The following is a 19,512-nucleotide window of genomic DNA, read 5'->3' on the forward strand; positions in this document are numbered from 1 at the left end:
TTAGTAAAGAGGACAGGCAGGGGTGCTTATGAAACTGGAGTTAACAGGAATTCAAAAATCATTTCATCAAACGCCTGCACTATTGCCCACGGATCTGACGCTTGAACACGGAAAATTCACCACTTTGCTTGGCCCTTCGGGTTGCGGCAAAACGACGTTGCTCCGCATGATTGCCGGGCTGGAACAGCCGGATGCGGGGGAGATTCGTGCAGATGGGGAGTACTTCTACTCTACAGCAAAGCGGATTGATACACCGACACACAAGCGCAATCTGGGCATGGTGTTTCAGGATTTTGCATTATGGCCGCATATGACGGTATATGAAAATGTAGCTTTTGGCTTGAAAGCAGGCAAACAGAAGGCTGATCTGCGGCAAAAGGTGAATGAAGCACTTGGCATGGTTCGACTGCAAGGCATGGAAGATCGGTATCCTCATCAGCTGTCGGGTGGACAGCAGCAGCGGGTTGCTTTTGCCAGGGCGGTAGCGGTGAAGCCGGGTGTTATCTTGTTTGATGAGCCGCTGAGTGCACTGGATGCTGTGCTGCGAGAAGAGATGCGGATTGAAATGATGTCACTGGTACGCGATATGGGGCTCACTGCCCTGTATGTGACACATGATCAGATTGAGGCCATGTCGATGTCAGATGAGATCGTGGTGATGCAGAAGGGGCGGATTTTGCAAAAAGGTACCCCGGAAACGATCTACTCTGCGCCAAGTGACGCTTATGTCGCATCGTTTATCGGAAAGTCCAATTGGCTTACGCCAAACGAATCCATGGTTCGGCCGGAACATGTCACCTGGAACAAAACAAGCCACGATGATCTGGGCTACCCCGGAATTATTCTCAGCGTCAGCTATGTGGGAGAACGCTACGAGGTACGTGTGCAGATGGAAGGACTGGGCGTGTGGACAGCATATGCGAATCATAGATTAAGCGTTGGAGAGAAAGTTCAGCTCTATGTATCGCCAGAACGAATCTGCCGAATGCATGATGCGCAGAGCCAGGAGGGCAGTCCAAAGCCGGATATGAAACAGGATATGAATCAGAATGCTAGTGCTAAACAGCGAGAAGTGATCGCCGTAGCTCGGTAGATAGTGACTTACAGTGAACTACAGCGAGAAGCTTTCTCAAAACGCGAAGCATAATGCAATAAAGACAATAACAGAAAAAAATAAAGAAGATATGATCGAAGAAATGGAAGCAAACACTTGCAGTTATACTCTAATTCGAAACCAAGGGAGCTGGAATGGACATGTTCAATATGAAATCAAGTAAAAAGAGTGCAACACTTTTATTAACAGCAGTGATGAGTCTGAGTCTATTCGGATGTAGCACGGGGAATACAACGACTGGAAACACAGCACAGCCCGCAGGGGAAGGAAATGCAGCAGCGGCAGCGGAAGCGCCGAACAAAGCAGCAGGCGGCAAACTGGTATTGTACAGTGCAGGGCCGCAGAAGCTGGCAGACAATATCGTGAATGGATTTACAGCGAAGACAGGCATTGAGGTCGAGATGTTCCAGGGAACGACGGGTAAGATTTTGGCTCGTATGGAGGCGGAAAAAGCCAATCCGGCAGCAGATGTCGTTATTCTGGCTTCACTGCCTTCGGCACAAGCTCTGAAAGCGGATGGACTCACATTGCCATATCCGGAAGCCGCGAATGCGGACAAGCTGAATAAGGAATGGTCGGATGCAGACGGAAACTATTTTAGCAGTAGTGCATCTGCACTGGGCATCGTGTATAACAGCAAACTGGTGACAACGCCGCCTACAAGCTGGGCTGAACTCGCAACATCCGCATGGAAAGATAAAGTGAATATTCCTGATCCGACACTTTCTGGCTCCGCACTTGATTTCATTACAGGTTACCTGAGTGCTAACGGTGAAAAAGGATGGGATCTGCTGAACGCCTACAAAGCGAACGGTGTAGCGATGGCAGGAGCGAATCAGGAAGCCCTTGACCCGGTGATTACGGGTGCGAAAAGCATTGTGGCAGCAGGTGTAGACTATATGGCTTATTCCGCCAAAGCCAAAGGGGAACCGCTGGATATCGTATACCCTGAAGAGGGTACAGTGATCAGCCCAAGACCGGCGGCCATTCTGAAATCCAGCCCTAATGTAGAGAATGCCAAAGCATTTATCGACTATCTGTTGTCGGATGAAGCACAGAAGCTGGTTACAGATGCATACCTGATTCCAGGACGTGAAGATATCGAAGCAACCAACCGTGCCAATGTGAAGGATATTCCGCAACTGAAAGTGGATTGGAACTGGATGAGCGAGCATGGTGATGAAACCGCAGCACGTTTCTCCGAAACCTTTAAATAAGTGAACGCAAATACAGAAACGGTGGACAACAGGTGATGCTGCTGTCTTGATGTGGAAAGTCATGTGAGGTGAGCGTAGTGAAACCTGTTGTAACAGATAACAACCGTATTTTTCGGAGAGTGGGCGTGGTGTTGGCCCTCTTTCTGCTGACAATTAGCATTGGTGTGCCGCTGTTACTCATCTTCTGGCAAAGTGTGTACCCGAACGGGCAATGGGATTGGATGGCGCCTCTGCGTACGATTACGGGGCATCATCTATCCGGTGTGTTGCTGAATTCCGTGTGGCTGGGCATCTGCGTGGTGGCGATGACAACGCTATTGGCGTTACCGCTCGCTTGGATGATGTCCAAAACCCGGATGGGAGAGCATCGCTGGGTGGATGTCATCCTGATGATTCCGTTCATGACCCCGCCGTATATCGGCTCCATGGGATGGATTCTATTTATGCAAAAAGGGGGATACCTCCAGCAATGGATACCCTCCTCTGCGAACTGGACGGAGCTGTTCTTCAGCTTCTGGGGCATGGTGATGATCATGAGTCTGCACTTGTTCCCCTTCCTCTACTTGCTGCTACGGGATGCGTTAATCCGCATCGGCGGTAATTTGGAAGAAGCGGGAGCCGTGCACGGTGGGCGTGCCGGATACCGATTCAGACGGATTATTTTACCCTTATTGTTGTCATCTTACGGGATGGGAATTATGCTTGTTTTTGTCAAAACGATTGCGGAGTTTGGTACACCCGCGACCTTCGGGCGCAAAATCGGCTACTATGTGATGACTTCAGAGATTCACAAATACATCTCCAGCTGGCCGATCGACTTCGGTAAGGCGACTTCACTGGCATCGGTGTTGCTGTCCGTCTGTCTGGTTATGTGGTACATGCAGTCAGCAATCAGCCGGAAGTTCACATATCGGTTGGTAGGCGGTAAAGGACAACGCTCGAAGCGCTATTCTTTGCGGGGGTGGGCAGGATGGTTATGTGGTGCATATCTTGCCATCTTGCTCATTCTATCCATCGGCATCCCGTATTTCTCGATCATAGCGGCATCTACGATGAAGCTACGGGGAGTAGGACTTGCGCTGGACAATCTGACATTGGAGCACTACCGGGAATTGTTATCCTGGGGTTCAGTAAGCATGAAGGCGATCGGAAACAGTCTCGGATTATCTCTGGCAGCTTCTACGGTGGCAGTAATCATTGGTACGGGGTTTGCGCTGGCCATTGGCAAGTCATCTTCGTTCATGCAGCGGGTCATCGACTTGTTCAGTCTGCTACCAAACACGGTGCCGGGTATTGTTATGGTAGTTGGTCTGATTCTGTTCTGGAACTCGCCTTGGCTGCCCGTTACGCTGTATAACACGTATGGGATGGTGGTGCTTACGTATGTTGTGCTGTTCCTGCCATATACCGTGCAATATGTAAAATCAAGCTTTACCCAGATCGATGGCACGTTGTTTCAGGCGGGTCAGGTGTTTGGCGGTAAGCCGCTGTACATTCTGCGGCGCATCCTTGTTCCGCTGATCCTGCCCGGTATGCTGGCGGGCTGGATGATGACCTTTACGATTGCGACCCGAGAATTGGTCGGCTCGCTTCTGATTCTTCCGCCGTCGATGCAGACGTCGGCGACGTATATTTTTGCCCAGTTTGAACAGGGTCAGGTGTCACTTGGTATGGCGATGGCTGTGGTAACCGTCGGCATGACCGTACTGATGCTGCTTGGGATTGAAATGCTGAATTCAAAGAGAAAGTGGAATGCTTCATGATCAAACTGAATGTATGGGGCGGTGCGGGCGAGCACGGACGTTCTGCCTATCTGCTTAGCGGGAGCCGTTACCGGCTGTTGCTTGACTGTGGTGTGAAAAAAGAAGGCAACGGCGAATATCCGCTCATCGAACCGGAGGTTGTGCCACAACTGGATGCAGTGCTGTTATCCCATGCCCATGAGGATCACTCCGTTGCCATCCCGCTACTTTACAAGCTGGGGTATACGGGTGAAGTGTGGACAACACGCGAGACGAAAGAGCAGCTAACAACTTACTTTCGATCATGGCGTAACAATATGGAACGTGCAGGTCAATCTTTGCCCTATGATGAAGTAGATGAAAAACGGATTCGCTATCGATTTTTAGAGGATGAGGCTGAGCGTGAGTACTGGTTTGAATTGTTACCTGGTGTATCGGTCATGTGGGGACGTACTGGACATTTGGCCGGATCAGTCTGGTTTGGGCTGGAAATGGAAGATAAGCGAATACTGTACTCTGGTGATTACACGTTGGAATCTATTCTATTACAGGCAGATGATGTGGCTGACGGATTCAGGCAGGCTGATCTGAAGAGGCAGAGACTGAAAGAAGTCATGCCCGTTGCTTCTGTGGCAGGTGGAGCTCAACATTTGTCTTTGTCCAGCAACGCATCCGTTACGAGTAGCAGGCAAGCCGTGGAGTATGCTCCTTTGGAAGTACAAATGGAACCTGTCATCAGACCGGATTTGGCTATTATCGATGCAGCCTACGGAACAGATCATGATGCTCAGGCAGACAAGTTACAGCAGCTGGAAAGTGCCATCCAGAATGCTCTTCATCAAGGGGGTAAGGTGCTCTTGCCCATGCCTGCGGTTGGCCGAGGACAGGAACTGATTCTGTGGGCACAACATCGTTTTGCAGATGTACCTTTGATTGTGGAGCAGAGGCTTGTAGATGGCATGAAGCAGTTGCATCGTGCATCTTTTTGGCTTAGAGAGCTGGAAGGTGAAGTCACCGAAAGTGCGCCTGCTCATCGGATTGCAACATTTCTGAGCGGAGAGGGCTGGGAAAGCGTGAGTACACCCGAAGAGCGGACAACGTTGCTTGAAAAATATGAGGCTTCGCTCTGGTTCATTCCGGATGGCATGATGCAGTCTTCACTCGCACGCTGGTATTACGGGATGTGGGCACCTGAAGTGCAAAATCTGATTTTGCTTACGGGACATACTTCTGCCGGTACATTCGCACATCAATTGCTCGAAAGTCCTGAGCAATACGGCACATGCAGGGTGGAAAAGGTCCGATATAAGGTTCATCAAGGATGGCATGATGTGGAGCGGATGTTGAACCGGGTCAATGCCCGGCACAACGTGCTGGTTCATACCGACCTTGCAGAGACAGAGCGGCTGAGACAAGGATTGCTCGCTGGACAATTTCGATCTGGTACGGATATTGATCTGTTATCTCCTGGGGATGAGTTAATTTTTTGAAGAATAGCTTAACGATCATCTCAGTTTTGATTTCGAAAGGATACGGACAAAGAATAGCTTTAACAGCCAGAAAGGCACCTCGTGTGCCTTTTTTGTCGTATGGCTAAACTATTATTTTTTTCAATTTCTAAGGAAGCGTCTGTCCTAAGGGGGATGGCCTGCTCTTACTATTGAACCTGAATATTACCTGATCGAGTTATCACGTGTATTTGATGTGTTCCCTGACCTGTAACCCCTTGTGATATATGTTTATTTTCGTTCATCTGCCGCCATTCAAGAGCAAAAGAACGCCTTCCGCTACGGGATTCGAGTGTCCAACTTACATCAGGTACAGGCTCCGCGATTCTTAGCGATATCTTACCACTGGTGGAGGCAAGGCGAATATCTGAAACAATACGGTCTGCGGTCAGTTCAATGGAGCCGCTAGTTCCATCCACTACCAGACTATTCTGAGGCCGAATGATGTTTACGCTTCCGGACGAACTGTTGATCTGCAGACTCCCCTTATAATGTAGAGGGATTTTGACGACCATGACGGGTTTATTGGCCAAGTTAAAGATGCGAAACAGATGATTGTTGGCTGCGATTCGAATGTGTTGCTGGCTTCGTTCTATTGTGAAAGCAGGTTTACGATCAGGAGCAGTACTGGACACTTCCAACGAATCAAGGTCGGATATGGTTTCTATGGTTACGGGAGTACTGCCATTATCAATAGAAATGACTTTAGCTGTACCAAGCGGCATGGTCTGATTGTCTGTAAAAGGGGCATGAGGCGGATTGCAGGATACCAGAATGAGAAGCATACAAAGCCATACAGGCCAAACTTTTTTCATTAAATCACCTCGTAATAAGAAATGGATTAGGAACAGGGTGTGTTCATCCATCGTACGAGATGACGTTACGTAAGGATCAAGTTTTTTGCATAATGATTAGGAGTTGAAGCTGACGTTACGTCATTTTATATAATAGTCACAAATCAAAAAGGTCTTGTTTTGCAAATAGAAGGAGGTGCGAACATGAAAACTGGGGATGTCCTCATATACAGTTGTGTTATCATCGGGGCAGGCATCGGACTAACCATGGATTATTTATTTCCAGGTGTATTAATCGGGTTAGGTGCTGGTTATCTTCTGAAATATGTGTGGTCTGGAGAACGGAAAAACAAAGATACCTGAGCGAATTGTACAGGATGCCTGAGAGGTGAATGAAGGTTGTATATTCATATTAATGAACTTGCACGTAAGACGGATATTACTGTAAGAACACTGCGGTATTATGATTCAATCGGTCTTTTAAAGCCATCCTCTAAGACTGATGGTGGTCACCGTTTGTATGTAGAGAACGATCTAAAGAAGCTTCAGCAGATTCAGTTTCTCAAAGATTTGGGTTATGCGCTCAAAGATATCCAGGAGATGTTATCGGATGCGTCTTGGAATTGGGAGCATTCTTTGCGTAATCAGCTGAATTACATTGTAGAAGAGCAACAACGGCTGAAATCGATGGAGGTATCGATCAGGGAGATGTTGCACAGCTTAGTGCTGGAGCAGGGAGATCAGCATGAAGCGATCGAAAAGCTGATTCAACTCTCCAAACCCAAAGTAGCCAAGCGACCTTCTTTAAGAGAGGAATTATTTAGTCATGATGAAATGATGATGTGGCGGAAGTTACCACGGATGCGAGCAAACGACCCCCATTCGCTGGAGTGGATTGCACTGCTTGGGCAGCTTAAGAGTCATATGCATGAACCGCCTAAACATGAGAAAGTACAGAACATTATCAGGCGAATGATGGAGAAGCAACGAGAGGACTTCGCAGGGCAGGATGATTTTTTAAACAAACTATGGGAGGCGAGGAAATCGGCTGAAGTTTCCGAAGAGCTTGGCTTTTACCCCTTGGAGCCTGAACTTTTAGATTATATGGAGGCGGCCTATGACATTTTTATAACCAACGAAGGTGGAACAGCTGAATGAATGCTGAAATGTTGCTCTATGTTGGAGGTCTCGCATTTCTGGATATGTTAAGCCCAACACTTCTGGGGGTAACCGTCTATTTGATGGCGTTGGGGCAAAGACAATTCGGTTTGCGATTGGCTGTGTATTTGCTGACCGTTACGGTACTATACTTTCTCCTTGGCTGTATACTCATGCTGGCGATGGAGTTTGTACAAGATTATTTGAGTTCCTTTTTCCATAACAAGATTGCAAGTTGGTCGATATTTATCATTGGTGCGTTGTTGTTTGTGGTAAGCTTCTGGATTAAACCCAGTTCTCGAAAAAATAATCGAATCCATTCTTTACGCTCTACTGGTACTGTGGGAGTAGTCTTAATGGGGTCTACAACGTTTTTGCTGGAAGCAGGCACAGCTTTACCATATTTCGGTGCAGTAGGTCTCATGACGAGTAAGGGGCTCTCATGGTTGGAGTGGTTGCCGATACTAATCAGTTACAATATTTTGATGATTATGCCGTCTGTGCTGATCTATCTGCTGTACACTTGGATCGGGTCATTCATTCAATACCACTTGGAGAAGTTGCATCGTAAGCTGGTTGAACATTCAGACTCTATGCTCTCGTGGGTTATGTGCATAGCTGGACTTATTCTTATTTTCAACGTACTCGATTATTTGTAGCGTTTCGTCTATGTAGTAGAAAGAGCAGATATAAGAGATATGGAGTGCGAGATAAAAGAAGTATATGAAAGTGTAATTAAATTTCACGCTATAATTGACTTGTGAAATTTTGTATCATATACTGATTGAAATATGGACAGGACGGGGCAGGTGGAGCATCCGGTCTAGGGAGGTTGGCATACGTATGGACACACGAGGAGATATCAGCAGTTACCCGATGTGGGCAAAGTACCGTTCTAAACGGGAGCACCTGGTGATTGGATTGATGTCTGGAACGTCGCTGGATGGAACGGATGCGGCACTGGTACATATTCAAACCGATGAGAGCGGAGCAATGCAACGGCTTGATCTTATTGATTTTGTCTGTACACCATATACGAATGAGCTCAGAGAGAAGTTGATTCGCTTATGTTCTCCCGAAACAGCGCGTGTTGATGAGCTGACAACAGCCCATTTCGGCGTATCCGAATGGTACGCACAGAGTGTACAGGAGCTACTGAAATCAGCTGGAGTCTCAAGCGGACAAGTCGATGTAATCAGCATGCATGGGCAGACAATCTGGCATGCACCTGTTCCTTCTGCGTTTCCAAGCCCGTTGGGTACCGGCAGTTTGAAGGTAAGTTCTACATTGCAAATCGGCGAATGTGCCGTAGTGCGAGAGCGCACCGGGCTGCCCGTTATTGGTAATCTGCGTGCACGTGATATGGCCGCAGGCGGGGAAGGTGCTCCGCTCACTCCCTATGCGGATGCATTAATGTTCCGTAGTGCTACGGAAGGACGTCTGGTGCAGAACATTGGCGGAATCGGCAATGTGACTGTGCTTCCGGCAGGATCATCCGAGACGGAGGTTTCGGCTTTCGACACAGGTCCAGGGAATATGGTGATAGATGCACTGGTTCGTCATGCTACCGAAGGGAAACAGCATTACGATCCGAACGGGAGTATAGCAGCGAAGGGAAACGTGCACTCCGAGCTGGCGGCCTACTGCTTGAACGATGAGTACTTCCGTCGTCAACCGCCCAAGAGCACCGGACGTGAAGTGTATGGTGCAGATTATGCCAAGCGACTTATGGAAGTTGCGGCATTGCATGATCTGTCGCTGGAAGATCTGTTAGCCTCCGCAACTTGGCTTACAGCAGAAACAATTGTACGGGCCGTTGAGGATTTTGTGTTACCCAAGACGTCAATCTCGGCAATGCTTACCTGCGGCGGGGGTACATCCAATGACACATTAATGAAGATGATTCGGTTAAGACTTCCCGAATCCATACGTCTGGAGCGTACAGCAGATTACGGTGTTCCGGATGATGCCAGGGAAGCGATGGGGTTTGCGCTGCTTGGACATGAGGCTTTGATGGGCAGAACCAATACACTTCCTCATGTAACAGGTGCGGCACATGCCGTTATTTCGGGACATCTGACTCTGTAGTGGCCATTGAATTGCCAAGGTAAGCTGTGTCTCCCGTTAGACGTGGCCATAAATATAAGATAAAATGCTTGTACAGATAACAGTACGGAGAGGAGGAGCGGATGGAAGGTATGAAAGGTGGACTTGTACGTTTACGCGCATTACTGGATGATCTGACTCCGTCGGAACGAAAGATCGGAGCTTACATTCTGGAACACCCCCAAGAGACGGTGCAGTCGTCCGTTGCGCAACTGTCTGAACGAAGCGGAGGCAGTCCGGCCGCCATTATCAGGTTGTGCAAATCTCTTGGTGTAACCGGCTTTCAGGAGCTGAAGCTCAAGATAGCGGGAGATTTACAGACCAATGAGCAATTTCAATATACAGAGATTCGTCCTAAAGACTCCATCGAGAGTATTATTCAACATGTGTCTACAAACAATATTCAATCGATCAAGGACACGGTTCATATTTTGGAACCAAGGCTTGTAGATCAGGCGGTTAACATGCTGAATGAAGCCAATCGCATTTTTTTCTACGGCGTGGGGGCGTCTAATTTGATCGCACTGGATGCACATTACAAGTTCATGCGGATTAACCGTACCAGCTTTTCGTTCGCCGATCCACATATGCAGATTTCGTCTGCAACGACGTTGCGCGAGGACGATGTTGTGGTCTGTATCTCTTATTCAGGCGAGACCTCCAATGTAATTTCCTGCTTGAAGCATGCCCGTGAAGGCGGTGCGGGAACGATCAGCATTACCAAGTGGGGCAGCAACACGCTGAGCAGTCTTGCGGATGTGCCTCTCATGATTACGTCGATGGAGAGCGATATTCGCAGTGGAGCTACCTCTTCACGCATTGCACAGCTTAACGTTATTGATATTCTATATTTGGCTATTGCCAGCCGGGATTATAATCAGTCGGTGCAGTATCTGGAGAAGAGCAGACAAGCGATTCAGGAGCATAAATGAGCAACAAAACTGTGGTGTGTCTAGAAAATAAAAACGTGGAGAATCCCGTACAGTCATATGTACCAGGGATTTTTTTGATGAGAAAATTCAATTGTACGCTAAAAAAATAGAAAAAGAGAAGCCAGCCGGGCAGGTAAGGCTTCTCTCATGTAAAGCACCATCTCTCAGCGCCAGACAAGCTCGTCTATAAGAACCAAATGACTTGCTGCCTGTGCTTCTTCATCACAACTTCTTTATTACAAACAAGATTGCCGCACAAATTCCAACGATCCTTAAACAAGAGGTGATAGATGATGTTACAGCAGCTAGCTAGTGTGCCGTCCCGATCAGCCTGATCCGGTAATCGCATGACGTACAAAACCATCCGCATTCTCCAGCCGACGCCCGGCTTCGTCTGCATCGACATCCGCCATCAGCATCACAATAGCTGTTTTGACATGTCCATTCGCTGCGGTAAAGGCTTGTTCAATTTCGGTTTCCTGCGCTCCAGTCGCAAGCTGTATCATGCGTTTTGCCCGGTGTACAAGCTTTTCGTTGGACGGATTCAGATCCACCATGAAATTTCGATATACCTTACCTAAACGGATCATCGCTGTTGTCGTCAGCATGTTCAGAATCATTTTCTGGGCGGTGCCGGCTTTCATGCGAGTCGACCCCATCACAACCTCTGGTCCCATAACCGCTTCAATACTCACATCCGAGATTGCTCTCATAGGTGTACCTGCATTATTGCTCAACCCGATGACTACAGCACCGAGCTGTCTGGCATAATTCATAGCTCCAAGCACATAAGGGGTGCGTCCACTCGCTGCAATGCCAACGACCACATCGCTGGCATGTAGTCCGTGCTGCTTCAAATCCGTTGCCCCGGCTTCCTCGCTATCTTCTGCGCCTTCTACCGGATCCTTAACTGCCCGAAACCCGCCTGCAATAATGCCCTGCACCATAGAAGGGGGAGTACCGTACGTAGGGGGGCATTCCGATGCATCTAGAATACCTAGCCTACCGCTTGTGCCTGCACCTACATAAAACAGTCTTCCTCCCGATTGAAAGCTGGCTACAATGCGGTCTGCGGCTTGAGCAATGACTGGAATTAGTGGCTGAATAAGCTCAGCTATGCGGCGATCTTCCCGATTGATGAGTTCCATAATTTCCGCTGAAGGCAGTTGATCCATATCGTCTGTCTGTGGGTTAGGCTGTTCCGTTACCAATGAGTTAAGGGTATGATTCATCCGTAAGCCCTCCTTTTTTTGTTTAGCATGATTTATCCAAGTGGCATTGTAGTCTTGCTAACTGTGCCGCACCCACGGCTGGGGCAGGAGCATTTTCGGAGCAGACAACCTGCTGTTGATCGTGTACGCCGGTAAGATGGTGAAGGAATGTATTTCGAAACAGGGAAGAGTAGCGAAATATGGAACCGGAAAGTGCCATAGGAGCCGTGGCAAAAGAAACATGTTGGCGTATGAGCGCTTTAGCGGTATCGGCCAGCTGCTGAGCCTCATCCATGAGAAGTAAACGTGCTACCTCATCCCCTCCAGCAGCGGCTTCTATTGTCAGGCGAGCTATGGAAGCCATACTTGATTTGTTCCAGTCCGCTTGGTATACCACGTATTTTAATTCCGGTGGATGCTTGACTTGCAACTCCTGCAATACGAGTGATGCCAAAATGGTTGTAGGCAAAACGCCATCATGGCTCTTCATCACGCTTTGCAGTGCACGCTGTCCAATTCGATAACCGCTCCCCTCATCTCCGAGTAAATGTCCCCACCCGCCTGCCCGGTTCACTTCACCTTCCGGTGTGATTCCATAGATGATCGAGCCGGTTCCTGAAATTGCAAGCAAACCGTGCGGTTGCCCAAGCGAGGCCATTAGTGCGATTTCTCCCTCCGTGGCAACATGGATCGTACAGTTCGCATGAATGGCATCAGCCGTGTTTTTCTTGCTTTTCATATAGTCATCAACGTGAGCTGTGATCCATTGTCGCTCCTGATCCTTAGCTATACCTGACATACCGAGACATATACTCTCACAACTAGACAAAAAATCTACATCGGATGAAAATAGAACATCTAAGAGATGAAATAACTCCTTTATAGCTTCGTGAGGCGGTACACTATGTGGATTCGTTGCACCGCCACGAGCTGTTGCCAGAATGTCCCCAGATTCAGAAATGATTGCTGCATCAGTTTTGGTACCGCCTCCATCAATTCCTACGTATACTCGCAAGCGTGCTCACCTCGTTAGGGCATATTTTCTTTTTTTCATAGTATAGAGGCTTAAAACGAAAAAGTAAAATTAAATTTTATAAATAAATTTATTGTTGAATTTTTATTTTACACCTCATATAATGAATTCAATCCACAATTTTGGAAGAAATCGATACGATTGATGTTACATTAATTAACGTTAAAGTTTCATTAGTAAAACTAGACCTTGCCGAACAGGTCGATCTCCAAGGAGGTGTAGATTTCGGCTCTGTGCCAGGCTGTGAACAGAGGGTTACGAAAGGGAAAGGTAACAGAAGGGCACCAGCAATAGACATTCATAATGGGCGTAGGACAAGAGAAGACGACATGCAAAAGGAGATGAAGGGTATGAAAAGGAAGGGTCTTGTTTTGGCAATGGTGTTATTGATGGTCTGGATCACAGCCTGTGGCAACAGTGGTGGAGCAGATTCGAATGATCCGGGTGCGAATGATACGGTGACGGTATGGACATACCCGGTTCATGGCACATACGAGGATGAATTGAAGGACTTAATTGCTGATTTTAATAAGGAACACCCGAATATTACGGTGAAAACGGAAATGCTCTCCTGGGCTGAGGGGCCCAAGAAATTTGATGTCGCTTTAAACGCGGGAAATCCGCCTGATCTGTACTTCCATAGTGTGGACGGTACGTATGTGAATACCGGACTGGCACTGGAACTAGACAGTTATCTGACCCCTGAGATCAAAAATGACTATCTGCCGGGCACTTTAGAACTGGGGCAGATTCAAGGGAAACAATACGGTCTGCCTCTTTATCAGTTCCAGTGGGCCTGGGGCGGTAACAAACGTATTCTCGATGAAGCGGGCATTGATTGGAAGAGCATCCAGAAGAATGGCTGGACCTGGTCAGAGTTTAACGAAGCCGCGGCCAAGTTGACGAAAACGTTGGATAACGGAAGTAAACAATATGCCTTGGTGACAGATGGTACTTCGCTTGATTTTATCGAAATGCTGTCCCGTAACAACGGCATGATTGATGTGCTGGATGAAACCGGAAAGTTCCAGTGGAATGATGGACGGATTCTGGACACGCTCTCTTTTATCAAAAATTTGATGGATCAGGGTTATATGCCGAAGGAAACGGCAGCACTTGCTCCGGCGAAGCGGACGGACATGTTCTATGCCGGTGAAACGGCAATCATCTCGAAGGCAATTCCTTATTATGATGTCATGATTCAGAACCGCAACAAAGATATTGACGATGGCAAGGTGCAGGGGGAAAAGATTGATTTTGTATTGCTGCCCGTACCGCACAATGACAATCAGCCTGCAGCCACGACTATGGGCGGCGAGGGTTATGTGGCCTTCAAACAGAAGAAAGACAAGGGCGAGCAGCATGCCAAAAATACTTTTCTTGTAATGGAGGCGCTTAGCGGTGCCAAAGCGGGGAACTCGGCTAATGAGCTGGCTCTTCCTTTTGTCAGACAATCGCAAGCGGACTTATTCAAAGGCAAGGAGCTGGGACAGCAGGTGAATCTGGATGCAGCGAAAGAAATGGCCAAACACATCGCGATGCCGGTCGTGCTCAAGCTGGACATTGACAAAGCATCACAGCAAAAGCAGTTCAAGGAACAGGTTGTGAAACCAAACATTCAGGCGCTGTTCTCGGGTGAGAAAACTCCCGAGCAGATCGCGGAAGACTTCAAAGGCAAAGGTCAGCAGATGTTCGGGCAATAAATAACTTCGCAGTGATACTTTGATTCGGAGAGGAGGATTCGCCATGCAGACCGCCCTTGCGCCGGAGCCTGCACCCCGGCATTCCCGGGTTGTCCGGTTCTGGCGAGATTACGGGTGGGCGTATTTGTTTATTTTGGCGCCTGTCCTGCTGTTTCTCGTTTTTACAATGTACCCCGTATTAACAGCTCTTGTTATGAGCTTTCAGAAATACAACATCATGAACTCCACGTGGGTGGGATTGGACAATTACGAACGTCTGGTGAAGGACGAAACCTTCTGGAAATCGATTAAAAATACCGTCATTTTTACACTTGGAACAGTACCCGTCAACATCCTGATTACGTTTGTGCTCTCGTATTTTATCTTCCAGATGAAAAGCAAATGGCAGACGTTCTTCAAGGCCACACTTTATCTGCCTGCGGTAGCATCGGGAGTGACGATCTCGATCGTGTGGCTAGCCATTTTTGACCCGACGGATTCGGGACTACTCAATCGCTTCCTGGGCTTTTTCGGCCTTGACCCGGTCATCTGGCTTGGCCAGTCAGGGACAGCCCTCTTTTCTCTAATCTTGATGAATTGGCTTGGTTCCCACGGTGCAGGCATCATTCTGTATCTTGCAGCTATGGGAGGTATCCCGAAATCGCTGTACGAGGCTGCCGATATCGATCATGCGAGCGGATGGACACAATTCAGCAAGATCACATGGCCCCTTTTGAAACCAACGACGCTCTACTTGCTTGTGACTGGCGTCATTACGTCCTTTCAAGTGTTTATTTCCGTATACCTGATGACCCAAGGCGGGCCTAACTTTGCGACCACTACGATTGCTTATTTAATCTATGAGACGGCCTTTAAGTTTTACGAGTTTGGATTAGCCTCGGCACAATCCTTTGTACTGGCAGTCATCATTATTGTCATCTCCGTGATTCAATTCAAATATTTCTCCAGTGATATCGAGTATTAATTAGGGCTTTCATTAGGCATCCGGGGGTGAATACACGTATGAATTCAACACGAAAAAAGATGTTGCTTGTTATAGCGTCTGTTTTGCTCGCTGGCTGGGCACTGATTACGATTATTCCGATGTACTGGATGCTCGTCGGATCGGTGCAGGACACAACGATGTCAGCTTCGTTTAAGCCACAGATGATACCCGAGCAGTTGTCCATGTCGCCGTATGAACGTTTTTTTGCCAAAACGGATGCATGGCGCTGGCTCTATAACTCGCTGCTGATCTCCATTATATTGACAGTCACTAATGTGTTCTTTGCTTCGCTGGCAGGATATGCATTTGCTAAATTAAAATTTCCGGGCAGTCAGGCCGTATTCTGGGTGTTGCTTGGAACGATGATGATTCCTGCACAGGTGACGCTGATTCCACTCTACATTTTGATGGTCAACGTATTTGATCTGGGGGACACGTACACAGCGATTATCCTTCCCGCAGCAGTCAGTGTAGGCAATATCTTTCTGATGAAACAATTTATGTCCACCTTGCCGACGTCACTCATTCACGCGGCTCGAATCGATGCGTGCAGTGAGTTCGGCATCTTCTGGAAAGTGATTCTGCCTATGGCAAAGCCAGGCATCGCGGTGCTGGCGATTTTCACTTTTGTCGCCTCATGGAATGAATTTTTCTGGCCTTTCCTGATCACCAATTCGAATGAAATGCGGACGGTACAGGTTGGACTCGCATCCTTTGTTTTTGCTGAATCCACCGACTTCGGTGCCATGATGGCTGGAGCTACAATTGGTGCATTGCCGATGATCATTCTGTTCTTCTCATTGCAACGTTATTTCTTGCAAGGCATCACGATTGGAGCCGTGAAGGGATAACCACTGCAACCTATGCAGTTACAACAGGTGACAATGTAAAAGGGGGATTAACCTATGGCACGCGTGGAGTTTCGCCAAGTGCGCAAAGAGTTCAAAGACGACCATAAAGGAACGTTCACGGCGGTCGCCGGTTCGGACTTTGTAATAGAAGATAAGGAATTTGTCGTGTTTGTTGGGCCTTCGGGCTGCGGTAAAACCACTTCACTGCGAATGATCGCAGGGCTTGAAAAACAGACCAGCGGGGACATCGTGATCGGGGATCGCATTGTGAATGATCTGCATCCCAAGGATCGGGATATCGCGATGGTCTTTCAGGATTATGCCTTGTATCCTCATATGACCATTCGGGAGAATCTGTCCTTCGGTCTGAAAAATCTGAAGAAACCCAAAGCCTATATTGATGAGCAAGTACAGAATGCTGCTTCAATCCTTGGCCTGGAAGCTATGCTGGAACGTAAGCCTCGCGAATTGTCCGGAGGACAGCGCCAGCGTGTCGCTGTGGGACGAGCGATTGTGCGTGATCCACAGGTTTTTCTGTTCGATGAGCCGCTCTCAAACCTCGATGCCAAGCTGCGTGTGCAGATGCGTGTAGAGCTTGGCGAGCTGCATAAAAGGCTGGGCGCTACAATCGTTTATGTTACACATGATCAGGTCGAGGCTATGACGCTTGGCGAGCGCATTGTAGTGATGAATCATGGGGATATTCAACAGGTCGCATCACCGAAAGAGCTCTATGCCAGTCCGCGCAATATGTTTGTCGCCGGTTTTATCGGCTCGCCTGCAATGAACTTCATTGATGCTCACATCGAAGGTACGCAAGTGAAGGTGGAGGGTACATCGTTCACGTTACCAGCGGATGTGCTAGAGCGCTTAAACAGCTATCGGGGCAAACGAGTCATCCTTGGACTGCGTCCAGAGCATATTTTTGGTGATGATGTGGCACCCAATGTTCCGCAAGATCACATGCTTCAAGCACGTGTTCAGGTGGTGGAGCATCTGGGTTCGGAAAATTTGCTCTACTTCCGTCTGGGGAGCCGGACGGTGACAGCCAAGGTTCATCCTGAGACCCATGCATATGTGGGTATGGATAAGACCTTTGTGCTAGATATGCGAAAAGCGCATTTTTTTGACCCGGAGACGGAGATGGCGATCGGACGGGAATAGAAGATCCGTCATGATGGAGAGCGTAATCAAACTCTTAACGAATAACGGCTTTCACAAATTACAGGGAGGAGAGCTTTTATGCGTAAACTGAGCGAAGTGGTGGTCAAGTCAGGGGTAGAGATCTACCGGGATATTATTCCGGTGGCGCTGTTCAGTGTGGGCAGCTCCGTGCTGCTCATTCCGATTCTCATGTTTGCGCCGATACCGGTGGCCGTGCTGCTACTTGCCATCATCTATATGCCGCTCTTGTTCGGTGTCTGTTACGCAGTGCATCATCGGCTGGAGCGGAAAGAGCGCCGAAACGCGCTGCGTGATATATGGGAAGGTACGTTGAAGGGGCTGCTTCCGGGCGGTGTAACGGGGCTGTTGTTTGCACTGCTCGGTTTCATCCTCTGGTCAACCTGGTGGTATTACGGAGGGAAAGGCAACATGACGGGCATGGCAGTAGGCATGTTTCAGACGTTTTTTGTCATCTTGGCGTTCATCTCACAGTTCTACACTTGGCAGCTTATGTTGCAAAAAGGAATGGGCTTCCTGCAGGCGATGGGAGAGAGTGTGAAGTTGTTCTTCCGTTATCCGGGGTATACGATTGCGGCCTGTTTCCAAGTGGTGTGCCTTAGCGCACTGCTTATGCTGACAGTTGTGGGATTCGGGGCGTTATTTGCAGGCATGTTTGCCGTCTATCAGCATAAGGCCACATATAATCTGATTGAACCTGAAGAGGAGCCTGCCTTGTCCCGTGGTAATGATCATCAGCAAGCCGGTTGGGCCAGTGAGGGGCATGTGTCATGAGAGTGAAAACAGGAGTGGATGTGCTGGCCGATGGAGCTGCACATCCCTGGTTAACCGATGGTGCACGAATCGGTTTGGTAACCAATCCGACGGGCATCACCGCAGACTTTGTCTCCACGGTGGATGTATGTGCAGGCTTAGTGGATGCCAAGTTGACGGCCTTGTTTGCATGTGAGCATGGGCTATCTGGTGAGCTGCAGGCGGGTATTCCTTTTTCAGACTCGGAACACCCCCGTTATGACATTCCGGTATACAGCTTGTACGGCGTACATAAAAAGCCGCAGCCTTACATGCTGGCTGATGTGGATACGGTTCTTTTTGATATCCAGGATGTAGGTGTGAGGTATTATACGTATGCTTCGACGTTAATTGAGATGATGGAGGCGTGTGGCGAAGCGGGTAAACGTCTACTGGTGCTGGACCGCCCCAATCCGCTTGGCGGTGTGGAGGTGGAAGGCGGTTTACTCAAGCACGGGTTTGAATCCTTCGTGGGAGCCTGGGCTACATCGATTCGTACCGGTATGACGATTGGGGAACTGGCTTTGCTTGTCAACGCCGAGCATCATGTGCCCTGTGAGTTAGAGGTCATAGCGATGGAGGGCTGGCGGCGAAGCATGACTTTTACGGAGACGGGGCTCCCCTGGATGATGCCTTCGCCCAATATGCCAACGGTAGATACCGTGCGTGCTTATGCGGGAACGTGTCTATTGGAAGGTACGAATGTATCGGAAGGTCGAGGCACGACGAGGCCATTTGAATGGCTGGGTGCCCCGTGGATTAATGGGCAACAGCTGGCAGATGCGATGCAGTCTCATGGATTGGGCGGGGTACATTTTCACCCGGTGTATATGACACCAGCCTTTTCCAAACACGCTGGAGAACGATGTGAGGGTGTGAGGCTTTTTGTCACAGAAGAAAAGCAACTCCGTTCCGTTGAAACAGGTTTGTTGCTTTTGCATGAGATCGCCGTTCGATACCCCGAACAGTTTAAGTGGCTTGAACCTCCACGTAAGGGCTCCCGATATTTTATTGATTTACTTACTGGAGGGGAAAAGGTTCGCGAGACCATTGGAAACGGTCGTGGCTTATTTCGTTTAATGGCTAATTGGCGTGAGCAGGAGAAGATGTGGCAGGAACGCCGCAGACCCTATTTACTATACGATGAATGACGGACTTAATAGGCAGGTAGAGGTGAATGAAGA

Annotated in this window: 18 protein-coding genes; 15 read left to right on the forward strand and 3 right to left on the reverse strand. The window is 48.5% G+C overall.

The annotated features are described in order from the left end of the window. Nucleotides 1-28 precede the first annotated feature (28 nt). The 4 genes from ACT89M_RS01770 to ACT89M_RS01785 all read left to right on the forward strand — a co-directional run bounded on the left by ACT89M_RS01770 (nt 29) and on the right by ACT89M_RS01785 (nt 5,563). On the forward strand, nt 29-1,093 hold the full coding sequence (locus tag ACT89M_RS01770) for an ABC transporter ATP-binding protein (protein ID WP_487344971.1): 1,065 nt from the start codon (nt 29-31) through the stop codon (nt 1,091-1,093). 161 nt (nt 1,094-1,254) lie between these two features. Further along, the gene (locus tag ACT89M_RS01775) at nt 1,255-2,331 is read left to right on the forward strand and encodes an ABC transporter substrate-binding protein (RefSeq protein WP_487344972.1); all 1,077 of its coding nucleotides are present in this window, start codon (nt 1,255-1,257) and stop codon (nt 2,329-2,331) included. Nucleotides 2,332-2,408: 77 nt separating this feature from the next. Continuing rightward, nucleotides 2,409-4,094 (forward strand): ABC transporter permease, encoded by a 1,686-nt coding sequence (locus ACT89M_RS01780; protein ID WP_154959934.1) that lies wholly within the window; start codon nt 2,409-2,411, stop codon nt 4,092-4,094. Then, a complete protein-coding gene (locus ACT89M_RS01785) occupies nt 4,091-5,563 on the forward strand; it encodes an MBL fold metallo-hydrolase (protein WP_154959935.1) in 1,473 nt (490 codons plus the stop codon). The genes ACT89M_RS01780 and ACT89M_RS01785 overlap by 4 nt, the downstream gene beginning before the upstream one ends. Before the next feature lie 167 nt (nt 5,564-5,730). Here ACT89M_RS01785 and ACT89M_RS01790 read toward each other — a convergent pair whose 3' ends face one another. Further along, nucleotides 5,731-6,396, reverse strand: a complete 666-nt coding sequence (locus tag ACT89M_RS01790; protein ID WP_186812363.1) for a DUF4097 family beta strand repeat-containing protein — start codon at nt 6,394-6,396, stop codon at nt 5,731-5,733. Between the two features lie 183 nt (nt 6,397-6,579). On the opposite strand from ACT89M_RS01790, the gene ACT89M_RS01795 reads away from it, so the two are divergent. The 5 genes from ACT89M_RS01795 (at nt 6,580) to ACT89M_RS01815 (ending at nt 10,571) form a co-directional block, all read left to right on the forward strand. Then, the gene (locus tag ACT89M_RS01795; protein ID WP_186811768.1) at nt 6,580-6,738 is read left to right on the forward strand and encodes a hypothetical protein; all 159 of its coding nucleotides are present in this window, start codon (nt 6,580-6,582) and stop codon (nt 6,736-6,738) included. 36 nt (nt 6,739-6,774) lie between these two features. Further along, nucleotides 6,775-7,533, forward strand: coding sequence for a MerR family transcriptional regulator (locus ACT89M_RS01800; protein WP_260510726.1), 759 nt, complete (start codon nt 6,775-6,777; stop codon nt 7,531-7,533). After that, nucleotides 7,530-8,192, forward strand: a complete 663-nt coding sequence (locus ACT89M_RS01805; RefSeq protein WP_308723043.1) for a GAP family protein — start codon at nt 7,530-7,532, stop codon at nt 8,190-8,192. Before ACT89M_RS01800 ends, ACT89M_RS01805 begins: the two co-directional genes overlap by 4 nt. Nucleotides 8,193-8,376: 184 nt before the next feature. Next, entirely contained in the window at nt 8,377-9,621 is a 1,245-nt protein-coding gene (locus ACT89M_RS01810; RefSeq protein ID WP_308723042.1) for an anhydro-N-acetylmuramic acid kinase, read from the forward strand. A 110-nt stretch (nt 9,622-9,731) separates the two neighbouring features. Beyond that, nucleotides 9,732-10,571, forward strand: coding sequence for a MurR/RpiR family transcriptional regulator (locus ACT89M_RS01815; protein ID WP_308723047.1), 840 nt, complete (start codon nt 9,732-9,734; stop codon nt 10,569-10,571). A gap of 326 nt (nt 10,572-10,897) precedes the next feature. Here ACT89M_RS01815 and murQ read toward each other — a convergent pair whose 3' ends face one another. Then, on the reverse strand, nt 10,898-11,803 hold the full coding sequence (gene murQ, locus ACT89M_RS01820) for an N-acetylmuramic acid 6-phosphate etherase (protein WP_308723041.1): 906 nt from the start codon (nt 11,801-11,803) through the stop codon (nt 10,898-10,900). Between the two features lie 22 nt (nt 11,804-11,825). Then, the gene (locus ACT89M_RS01825) at nt 11,826-12,797 is read right to left on the reverse strand and encodes a BadF/BadG/BcrA/BcrD ATPase family protein (RefSeq protein WP_308723040.1); all 972 of its coding nucleotides are present in this window, start codon (nt 12,795-12,797) and stop codon (nt 11,826-11,828) included. 368 nt (nt 12,798-13,165) lie between these two features. Between ACT89M_RS01825 and ACT89M_RS01830 the strand changes: the two genes are divergently transcribed. The 6 genes from ACT89M_RS01830 (at nt 13,166) to ACT89M_RS01855 (ending at nt 19,479) form a co-directional block, all read left to right on the forward strand. After that, nucleotides 13,166-14,518: an ABC transporter substrate-binding protein gene (locus ACT89M_RS01830; RefSeq protein WP_308723039.1), complete on the forward strand. Its 1,353-nt coding sequence runs from the start codon at nt 13,166-13,168 to the stop codon at nt 14,516-14,518. Between the two features lie 43 nt (nt 14,519-14,561). After that, entirely contained in the window at nt 14,562-15,482 is a 921-nt protein-coding gene (locus ACT89M_RS01835) for a carbohydrate ABC transporter permease (RefSeq protein ID WP_154959941.1), read from the forward strand. A gap of 38 nt (nt 15,483-15,520) precedes the next feature. Then, the gene (locus ACT89M_RS01840; RefSeq protein ID WP_154892058.1) at nt 15,521-16,354 is read left to right on the forward strand and encodes a carbohydrate ABC transporter permease; all 834 of its coding nucleotides are present in this window, start codon (nt 15,521-15,523) and stop codon (nt 16,352-16,354) included. Between the two features lie 54 nt (nt 16,355-16,408). Continuing rightward, on the forward strand, nt 16,409-17,518 hold the full coding sequence (locus tag ACT89M_RS01845; RefSeq protein ID WP_308723038.1) for an ABC transporter ATP-binding protein: 1,110 nt from the start codon (nt 16,409-16,411) through the stop codon (nt 17,516-17,518). Between the two features lie 78 nt (nt 17,519-17,596). Next, on the forward strand, nt 17,597-18,310 hold the full coding sequence (locus ACT89M_RS01850; protein ID WP_308723037.1) for a hypothetical protein: 714 nt from the start codon (nt 17,597-17,599) through the stop codon (nt 18,308-18,310). After that, nucleotides 18,307-19,479: an exo-beta-N-acetylmuramidase NamZ family protein gene (locus ACT89M_RS01855; RefSeq protein WP_308723036.1), complete on the forward strand. Its 1,173-nt coding sequence runs from the start codon at nt 18,307-18,309 to the stop codon at nt 19,477-19,479. The genes ACT89M_RS01850 and ACT89M_RS01855 overlap by 4 nt, the downstream gene beginning before the upstream one ends. The last annotated feature ends 33 nt before the right edge of the window (nt 19,480-19,512 follow it).

This window comes from Paenibacillus sp. NN59, assembly GCF_057597225.1.

Coding starts and splice junctions, on each gene's coding strand:
- ACT89M_RS01840 (WP_154892058.1), top strand. CDS start 15,521: ATGAATTCAACACGAAAAAAGATGTTGCTTGTTATAGCGTCTGTTTTG.
- ACT89M_RS01835 (WP_154959941.1), top strand. CDS start 14,562: ATGCAGACCGCCCTTGCGCCGGAGCCTGCACCCCGGCATTCCCGGGTT.
- ACT89M_RS01790 (WP_186812363.1), bottom strand. CDS start 6,396: ATGAAAAAAGTTTGGCCTGTATGGCTTTGTATGCTTCTCATTCTGGTA.
- ACT89M_RS01845 (WP_308723038.1), top strand. CDS start 16,409: ATGGCACGCGTGGAGTTTCGCCAAGTGCGCAAAGAGTTCAAAGACGAC.
- murQ (WP_308723041.1), bottom strand. CDS start 11,803: ATGAATCATACCCTTAACTCATTGGTAACGGAACAGCCTAACCCACAG.
- ACT89M_RS01815 (WP_308723047.1), top strand. CDS start 9,732: ATGAAAGGTGGACTTGTACGTTTACGCGCATTACTGGATGATCTGACT.
- ACT89M_RS01770 (WP_487344971.1), top strand. CDS start 29: ATGAAACTGGAGTTAACAGGAATTCAAAAATCATTTCATCAAACGCCT.
- ACT89M_RS01775 (WP_487344972.1), top strand. CDS start 1,255: ATGTTCAATATGAAATCAAGTAAAAAGAGTGCAACACTTTTATTAACA.
- ACT89M_RS01830 (WP_308723039.1), top strand. CDS start 13,166: ATGAAAAGGAAGGGTCTTGTTTTGGCAATGGTGTTATTGATGGTCTGG.
- ACT89M_RS01855 (WP_308723036.1), top strand. CDS start 18,307: ATGAGAGTGAAAACAGGAGTGGATGTGCTGGCCGATGGAGCTGCACAT.
- ACT89M_RS01810 (WP_308723042.1), top strand. CDS start 8,377: ATGGACACACGAGGAGATATCAGCAGTTACCCGATGTGGGCAAAGTAC.
- ACT89M_RS01785 (WP_154959935.1), top strand. CDS start 4,091: ATGATCAAACTGAATGTATGGGGCGGTGCGGGCGAGCACGGACGTTCT.
- ACT89M_RS01850 (WP_308723037.1), top strand. CDS start 17,597: ATGCGTAAACTGAGCGAAGTGGTGGTCAAGTCAGGGGTAGAGATCTAC.
- ACT89M_RS01805 (WP_308723043.1), top strand. CDS start 7,530: ATGAATGCTGAAATGTTGCTCTATGTTGGAGGTCTCGCATTTCTGGAT.
- ACT89M_RS01795 (WP_186811768.1), top strand. CDS start 6,580: ATGAAAACTGGGGATGTCCTCATATACAGTTGTGTTATCATCGGGGCA.